This is a genomic window from Pseudomonas sp. MDV22-iso1 (assembly GCF_058145095.1).
Genome location: NZ_JBYVMF010000006.1, coordinates 232,211 through 240,683 on the forward strand (window position 1 = coordinate 232,211; position 8,473 = coordinate 240,683).

The following is an 8,473-nucleotide window of genomic DNA, read 5'->3' on the forward strand; positions in this document are numbered from 1 at the left end:
CAGCCCCGAGTGGATGACACTCGGGGCTGACGTAGGGGCAGTCTCTGGCGAACTGCCCAATTGCGGTCAAATGCCTGCTTTTGCCATCGCTTCACGGGTCAGTTGTCTGGCCGGAACATTCCGTGTGGCGTCCAGCTCAGATATCAGGCGCTGATACAGCGGCGCGCTCATTTCTTCTCCGGTAAACACTTCGCTTTGTGCAACCCCCAGCTGTTCTGCCAGGTCTTCGAGGGTTTTTTTGCGCAAGGCCAATTGCGTTACATCCGTTTCGCGCGCCCAGGCTTCCTGGGCTATTCGCAAGTCTTCGATCTGCTCGTGTTTCGATTCGAACAGGCGCTTTTGCGTCTCTAGCGCCGTCGGATGGTTGGCTTGCAAATGTTGCTCCCAGAACGGATTCTCGAATGACTCAAGCATCTGGTTGATCAATCCGTCGCCTTCTTCGCCTTTAATAATCTTGTTGTAAGCGAGGTCGATCATTTTATCGTCGACGCGCGCCGTGCTCCGATGCAGCAAGCCTTCAGACTGCCAAGGCAAGTCCAGGCGTTTGGCCAATCCCGTCTCGTACGCCAAGTGAATTTCCACGTCGTCCGGTGCGTGATAATTCGGAACTGGCGGTATGCGTTGGCTTGTTTCGCGCTGAGAGACGATCTCTTCTCTGGCAAGTTTCCCCACTTGTTCCAGGCGAGCCGTTTGTTTGGCCAGTTTGACCAGGCTTGTTTCAAGGTCCAGCGCCGACGTCGACTCCGCGCGCGCCTTGGATACCAGTATTTTTATGCCCATGTTGTTGAACAGTTGCGATCCGGCATCACCACAGGTTTCAGGCTGACGGGCCATTTCGAACAGTTCCCTGCGCAAGTCGGCGTCCAGGGCGGCGGCTTCGATCATCTGCCACACTCGCCTGGTCAGCTGTTTTCGCGATTCAGGATGCTTATAGTCCTCGCTCACTCTCTGTTTGCGGATCACTTTGAAAAAATCCTCGGAACCGTGTTCCGCCGCCAAATCGTGCCAGGACTCAACCCGATAGGTGCCGACACCGGTGGAGGCGCTGAACATTTGCGAGTCGTCCGGTAACGACCGCCAGTAGCTGATTTCATCAGTCGCAACCCGGTCATAGGTTTGTTCGAAAGCCAGGCCTACCGATTCGCGATAGCTTCCCAGGCGACTTCGATCGGTGATGGACAGATTTTTGGTATCGAGACGTGTTCGAGCCACGATCAATGCATGATCAGATCCCGGCACGACTTCGGGCAGGTTTGTAATCGGACTGCCTCGCAGGTCCAGATGAAATCCGCGGGGACGGGATTTTGCGTTAACCCCATCCTTGAACAGGTGTTCCGGCCAAGCGTCCAGCCCGGTCGTACTCAGGCTCAGTACTTTCAGCCTGGGCATGCGCCCGACATCCAACGGCTGCACCAAAGGATTGCCGTCAAGCCTCAGGGTTTGCAGGCGTGTGAGGTCTCTCAACTGGCCGGCGGATTCGGCAGTCAACTTGATGCGGTTGTTTGACAGGCGCAAGGTTTCGAGCAGACGCATCTTGCCGATGCCAGTCGGCAGTTCGGTCAGGCCGCTGTAGCGGGCGCTCAAATGACGAATCTGCGGGAAGTCGCTCAACAGGCCATCGCTGCCAGGGGAAAACCGGACGTTGTCCATGTTAAGCACAGTCACTTGGTCGAGGTATTTGTTGATACCGGGTTGCTCACGCAGGTCCTTCCACCAGCGATCGAGGTTGGGACCGGGAAGGTCGGTGGACAAATCCAGTGTATAGCCGGCATCCGGGTGGACGCTGCGCTCGCCGAATGCCTCGCTTTTGCGTTGGAAACATTCAAGAAGCCGGTCATGCAAGTGACGTCCGCCATTGTCCATAAAGTCGCGAAAGTTGTTGGTGGGCACCACTACATCCGAGCTATCCATGGAAGGATGTTGATCTTGACGCCACTTTTGCAGCGTACTGCGTAATGCCTCCAATTCCTCGCTGAGCCGGTCAATGCCCTGCTCCGGATCACCCTTGGCGCGCAAGGCCTCAACGAACGTAGTCGCCTCCTGCTCGCTCAATGTCGGATACAGGTTCCTGACCCGTTTCTGCGGGGTTGTCGGTTCGAAAAACCAGGGCCATCCGCGTACCAGCTTCTCGGTTTCGACAGAGGCCACCGGGCGAATGGGTGGTTCTGCCATCACGGTTCGGCGCTCGGCCGCTGGCGCGGTTTTCTCCATTATCCACAGTTTTAACTGGCTTCCCTGACCTCGTTGATAGCCCAGTGCCGCACGCCGATCGTCAGGCAGGGCGCGCAGGATCGATTCGTAGAAGTTGCTGGTGCCGTAAAGTGTTGTGTTCGCGCCGTCGCGCACTTCGTATTTACCTTGCTCATCCCTGATCAGCCGCCGAACCGTCGAAGCCTCTTCCGGGCCGATGCTGCTGCGCAGCGTTTCACCATCGGTGCCGTCCAGCACTTCCAGACGCAAATCGCCGAAGATGTCCTTATTGAACTGGAGCGTGTTGAGCGCCAGTTTCTCTGTACCCGGAGTCATCATGTCGTCGCGATAAAATCCCGCATAGGCGCGCGCATTGGCGGCTTCGAAATTCACTTCGCGGGCCAGGGATTTGATTCTGAGCGGCAGTCGATTCTCATCGGTCATTCGCTGCAGTTCGGCCGGCCTGGCGTTAGCCAGGAGTGTTTCGGTGAGGGTGAGGGGCATGTCCGGGAACGTTTGCCGAAGCAAGCCGACGTGTGCATTGGTTGACTCTTCACTGGCCTCGTACAGCTCTGCGCCTATCTCGCTTTGACGTGCCTGGGCTTCGTCATACGCATTGAAGCGCTTGATACTGTCCGTCAGTATCGGCGACGGTGCAGCCTGTTCGATATGCATGCGGCGCAACACAGGTTGCTCCGTGCCGCTGCTGATGCGGATCTGTTGCAGCTGCGTGGGCGAAAAACGATCGACGCGGTGACCCAGACGGCGCATCAGGGTTTCACCTCGCCAATCCCCCGGATTTTCTGCCTCATGCACCCAGGCACCGTGACCGTTATGTTCCAGTTTGGGTGAATAGGCATTGGGGCGAGTGGGATGCTTGATGCGGTGCGTGTTGGAGCTCGTCTCGTTCGAGGCCTTCTCGACGACATACACCTTGCCTTCCAGCGGCAGGATGTAGTGGTTGGCGTTTTGATGCAGGCCGATCTCGTTGGGTGTCGAATTAACGGGCAATGTGAAGTCCGAGCGTTCGTAGGGCACCAGATCGGGATGCCACAGCGTCTCTCTGCCATCAGGCAGCTTGACCCGTTTCATTCCATCGACCAGCGGCGACAGTTTGAGCTTGAACGCGCTGCCTATTTGCGCACCTGCAACGAAGGCTGTCAGCTGGATGACATCCGTCACCACGCTGATCACATGCTCGGCCGCTTCTAGCCCAAGGCCTTCCGCCAGATCGACGAGCCCTTCGATGACGTCACTGGTCAGCTGATAAACGGTGTAGGCCATCATCATCTCGCCCACTCCCGGCACGAACGGCGTGGCGATCAACAGCGCAACATTGAAGATGTCGGACACGATTTTTTTGAAATTATCCCACCAGGCCCAACGCGCTTTGCTGTCGGTGTCATCAGTGGACACAGCGATTTCCCGTGCGTCGTTGAGGACCTTGTTGAGTTTTTGCTGGTAGGTGTGTGTCCAGAAATCCCGGGTAAGCGGCAGGTGCTGGAATTGCAGGCGCGGGCGGGTCACCGGTTCCTCACGCCACGTTGGGCGCTGATCCGTTGCATCCTCTTTTTGATGCCATTTGACGCTGGAAAGACGTTGGTCGAGGTCTGCAAAAAAGTGCCCGCGTTGCTGTTGATCCACGAACTGGCTGAAGAATTGTCGGTAGGTCTGCTTCGAAGATGCGCCGATCTTGTTTTCGCGCAGTTGGCGCGTCAGCTCGGTCATGAAGGCGTCTGTTGATTCATATTCCTTGAGCGGGTGATCCGGGTCATGGGGCACATAGGCGATGAGCCGTCGAATGCCTCGACTGTCCTTGATGGCAGGAATCAGCAGGACAATACCGGTCAGACGGGTCTCCATCATCGAGAGGTCGCAGCACAGCATTTGTCTGCCGTTAAGCAGGAGTTGAGGTGCCTCCTTTGTCAGGTCCAGCACCAGTTTGTAAACGTCGTACTGGATATCCCCGGTGGTTAACGCCAGTTGCGCGGCGACGGCGAGTGCGTCTTTCTGGCTGTTGGTGACCTTGAGTTTCATCACGGCTTCGGCCACGGGTTCACCGGGCAGCAGAACGCTTTCGAGGTGCGCTTTGTACCGCGCGCCGATGTCCAGTTCCCGGCACAGCGCCTGAAACTGTCCGACGGTCATTTTGTGCCTTATCGGCAGAACATCGAAGTGTCCGCGTTGGTCGGGTTTGCTGATGAATTCCGAGCCCGTATCGACCGTTTCGTTTTTTGCGAAGTTGTGCAGCGCTGCATCCAGCAGCGAAACGGTTCGCGTGGTGACACCGTTCGAGAGATTGATCGTGTACCACGGCAGGTTTTTGGGAAGGTACAGGCGCAAGTACGTCGTCTTGACGTCATCGGTGATGCCGTATTTTTCCTTGAGTTTTGCCTGAAGCAGGGGCGCAGCAAAGGAATGAACGTCCTGCAGTTGTTCGAACAGTTTGTCGACCTGGTTCTGAGAACTCCAGGCTTTGAGGTTGGCGGCTTTCAGCGAGTCGTGAAGAGCGCTGGGTACCGTGCGGTACCACGGCTCCATGTTCAGGGCTGTGGCACTCAGTGCCTTGGCTCTGCCGACGGTGGCGGTTTTGAACGGGTCACGGAGGGTGTTCTCGATGAACGTGTAGTGCCGGCCTTTGTCGGTGGTTTGGGCAGGCGAGGGGGCGTCAGACATGGCAATCATCCTTGATCGTTTTAAGAAGGATCAGCCTATCTGTCGGGGCTCAAAAAAAAAGCCTGAATACCTGCGCTAAACCGGGGTTTGGTGCGGGCAAACCTTTGAATAATCGAATCTGAAAAATAACGGAATACCACCTGCTACCGGACAATACCGGGTCACGAAGTCGGATGGGCTGCCGCCACGGACGAACCCTCCACGGGGTGGCATTGCGAAGCACTGCCCGGTTGCAGATACGGCGTCAAAATCGGCGCCATGCCCTTGAGCACCTGCACCGGCAACGCCGAGGTGAACTTGAAGGCTTCGGCAGTACGTCCCGGCACAAACGCGGTCAAGGTGCCGAAATGGGTGTCGCCGATGTAGAAGACGAAAGTCGCGGTGCGGTTGATCGATTTCGAGCTGAGAATTCGCCCGCCCGAGCCGACGGCTTCAATACGGTTATCCCCGGTCCCGGTCTTGCCGCCCATCGCCAACGGTTTGCCATCGGGCGTGATGAAACTGCCGGAGACGCGTTTGGCGGTACCGGCATCCACCACCTGCGACAAGGCCTCGCGCATGGCTGTCGCGACTTCGGAAGGCATCACCCGTTTGCCGACGTCCGGGTCATTGATCAGCCTGGTTTCATAGGGTGTGTTCGCGGCGAAGTGCAGGGTGTCGATGCGCAAGGTCGGCATCCGTACACCGTCGTTGAGGATGGTGCCGATCAACTCGGCCAGCGCGGCCGGGCGGTCGCCGGAGCTGCCGATGGCGGTGGCCAGCGACGGCACGAGGTGGTCGAACGGATAGCCGACTTTCTGCCAGCGCTGATGAATGTCGAGGAACGCCTCGATTTCCAGCATGGTACGAATGCGGCTGTCGCGGGCGCCTTTGTGACGGCTCTTGAACAGCCAGCTGTAGACTTCCTGACGCTCGAACTGGCTGGCTTTGACGATCTGGCTCCACTTGGCATCCGGGTTGTTCAGCAGGTAGCCCATCAGCCATAGATCCAGTGGGTGAACCTTGGCAATGAAGCCCTGGTCCGGCAGGTCATAGGCGCCGGGACTGTAGTTCTCATAGAGTCGCTCAAGGCGTTCATCGGTCAGCTTCTCGGTGAGCTTGGCACCTTTGAGGTGTGCGCGAACAAAGGCGTTGAAGCTTTCCTGACTGGCTTGTGGCAGCAGGTAACGATGCACTGCAGCCATGCGAATCGGGGTCGGGCGAATGCTGTCGAGGAAGGTCTCCAGTCGCGCCTGGGTGTCTTTGTTTTTGTACTTTTTCCAGAACTTCAGCAGAAACGAAGTGCCTTCGCGGTCGGCGAACGAGGCGAGGTATTCCTGGCGTCTCGGGTCGCGATCATCCTTGAGTAATTCGGCACTGTTGTTTGGGCCGGAGTAGGTGGCATAGCGCACCAGGTCGCGCATCAGGCGAATGAACGGCAAGTTGATCGACTCGCGCAGGGCGTCACGCAGAGTGGGTAGTCGGCCGTTGTCCTCTTTGCGAAAGTTGTTAAACGTGTGCAGCCCGCCGCCAGTGAAAAACGCCTCGCCCGGGCTGGCGGAGTATTTACGATCCAGCGCGGCGCCGAGCATGGTTTGCAAATTGCGGTCTTTATTCTGGATCAAATAGTCGATGGCCCAGCGGCTCAGACGGTCCTGGTCCGGTACATCGAGTTTCTTGAGTTCCGGTACGGTCATTGCGCCGTATTTATCGTGCAGCTCGGCGATGATTTGCAGGTAAGTGGTCATCACGCGCATTTTGGCCGTGGAGCCGAGCTCCAGCTTGCTGCCTTCGTTGATGTCGAACGGTTGGTCGGTGCTGTCGGTTTGTACCCGCACCCGCGAACCGTCGGGGGTCAGTTCGAACAAGGTGAAGCTGTAACGTACCTGGGTGGTGCTGGTGGGGGTCAGCAGGCGCTCGCCCATCAAGCCGATCTGCGCGGCAAAGACCGGGTCCGCGAGGTGCTTGAGGTATTCGGTGGCCCGGGTTTGCAGATCGCCTTGCAGGGTGCTGGTGGCGGACAGGTCCAAACGGTCAAGATCGTACAGGGGACGATTGAGCAGGCCGCCCAGGCGACTGCGCGCCACGCTGATGCCCTTGTTGGTTTCGATCGGCTGGATAGTGGGCTGCGTCGCCCAATCGCGATAGGTCACTTTGCTGGCCAGCGCGGCGGCCGACAGTGGGGCATCGATCACATTATTCAGCGCGAGCAGGCGGATGTGGCTGTCGGTAAGGTTGGCCAGCTCATCGTGACCCTTGGTCAGGTAATGGGAAGGGCGCCGCTGGGCGATCATGAGCGACAGCATTTCGCGCAAGGCCAGGCCCTTCGCCGCCATGGTTTTCGGGTCCGTTGCCGTGCTGGCCAGGGTTTCGTTGGCCGTGTTGAAGTCGGCGCCGTACCAGACGCGTAACCCTTCCGCCATGCCATGCACTTCGCCATGGCCCGGAACGGCTGACAGGGGCACGCTGTTGAGGTAGTCACGCACCACATTCTGCCGCGCCACGAGGGTGTCCGGTCCCGCCTGATAGGCGCGGACGGTGGCGGAAATCATTTGCCGGATCTTTTCCGCGCCCGACACCGTCAGGCCGTCGGGCGAGTGCCGGTACTTCTCCAATTGCGTGGCCAGGGTACTGCCACCGGCCGACTGCCCAGGCATGTGCAGCAATTTTGCCACTTGAGACCACGCCGCCATGCCGAACCGTGGCCAATCCACGGCAGGGTTGGCCAGGGGCTGGCGGGGGTCGAGCAGGAAGCGGTTTTCGATAAACAGCAGACTGTTCACTACCACCGGCGGTATTGCCTCGAAGCTGGAATAGAGCTGCTGCGGGTATTTGTATTGATACAGCGGTGACCCACGGCAATCGGTGATCGACAGTCCCGCCTGGATTTTTTCCGCATAGGGCACGAAAAAGCCTTTGCCGCTGTAGTCCATCAACGCTTGGGAAAATCGGGTTTGCGATTGCACCACGTAATCGCGCTTGATCAGGCGCGGCAGAAAGTCGCTCAGCGAGCTGTAGCCCAAGCGCAAATCAAACGGACCGGCGCCGGGGTAGCGAATGGCATCGCTGGGGCCGGGTTGCAGGTCGTAATTGAGGGTGGCGGCAAACTTGCTGACTTCCCTGGACTGGAATTTTGACGTGCGCATTTCCTTGGCAGCAGCGAGCCCAAGGACGATGGCGATAATCAATACCAACAACCAAAAGGCCTTCCACCCATGCTTGGTGCCACGGGGTTTTTCAGGTGGCGGCGCATCATCCACAGCTTCAGTCTGGACCACGGTTTTACTCGAATCGGTTTGCCATAACGCGCCCATAGTCGACTGATCCATTCACGCAGATTGATCGGACTTGTCTGAAGCTTAGTCGGTGGTTGGCGATGGTGAAAAAATTGTGAATACAGAAATATCGATTTCCGATCGTCAAGTCCCTGTGAAAAGGCGTTTTTGTGGTAACGGGATACAGGTGTCCAAGGGATTCAGGTGGTGGGGTATTCATGTGGTGAGGGGATTCATGTGGTGGGGTATTCATGTGGTGAGGGGATTCATGTGGTGGGGGATTCAAGTGGTGGGGGATTCAAGTGGTGAGGGGATTCATGTGATGGGGGACTCATGTGGTGAGGGGATTCAAG

Annotated in this window: 3 protein-coding genes; 1 reads left to right on the forward strand and 2 read right to left on the reverse strand. The window is 57.8% G+C overall.

What is annotated here, in order from left to right:
* Positions 1-66: 66 nt before the first annotated feature.
* Positions 67-4,866: an NEL-type E3 ubiquitin ligase domain-containing protein gene (locus AC3ZVB_RS10350; RefSeq protein ID WP_490146442.1), complete on the reverse strand. Its 4,800-nt coding sequence runs from the start codon at positions 4,864-4,866 to the stop codon at positions 67-69.
* 161 nt (positions 4,867-5,027) lie between these two features.
* Entirely contained in the window at positions 5,028-8,159 is a 3,132-nt protein-coding gene (locus AC3ZVB_RS10355) for a transglycosylase domain-containing protein (RefSeq protein WP_490146448.1), read from the reverse strand.
* A 52-nt stretch (positions 8,160-8,211) separates the two neighbouring features.
* Here AC3ZVB_RS10355 and AC3ZVB_RS10360 point away from each other — a divergent pair.
* Positions 8,212-8,473: hypothetical protein (locus tag AC3ZVB_RS10360; protein ID WP_490146443.1), on the forward strand; the 262-nt coding region annotated here is incomplete at its 3' end.

Coding starts and splice junctions, on each gene's coding strand:
- AC3ZVB_RS10350 (WP_490146442.1), bottom strand. CDS start 4,866: ATGTCTGACGCCCCCTCGCCTGCCCAAACCACCGACAAAGGCCGGCAC.
- AC3ZVB_RS10355 (WP_490146448.1), bottom strand. CDS start 8,159: ATGGGCGCGTTATGGCAAACCGATTCGAGTAAAACCGTGGTCCAGACT.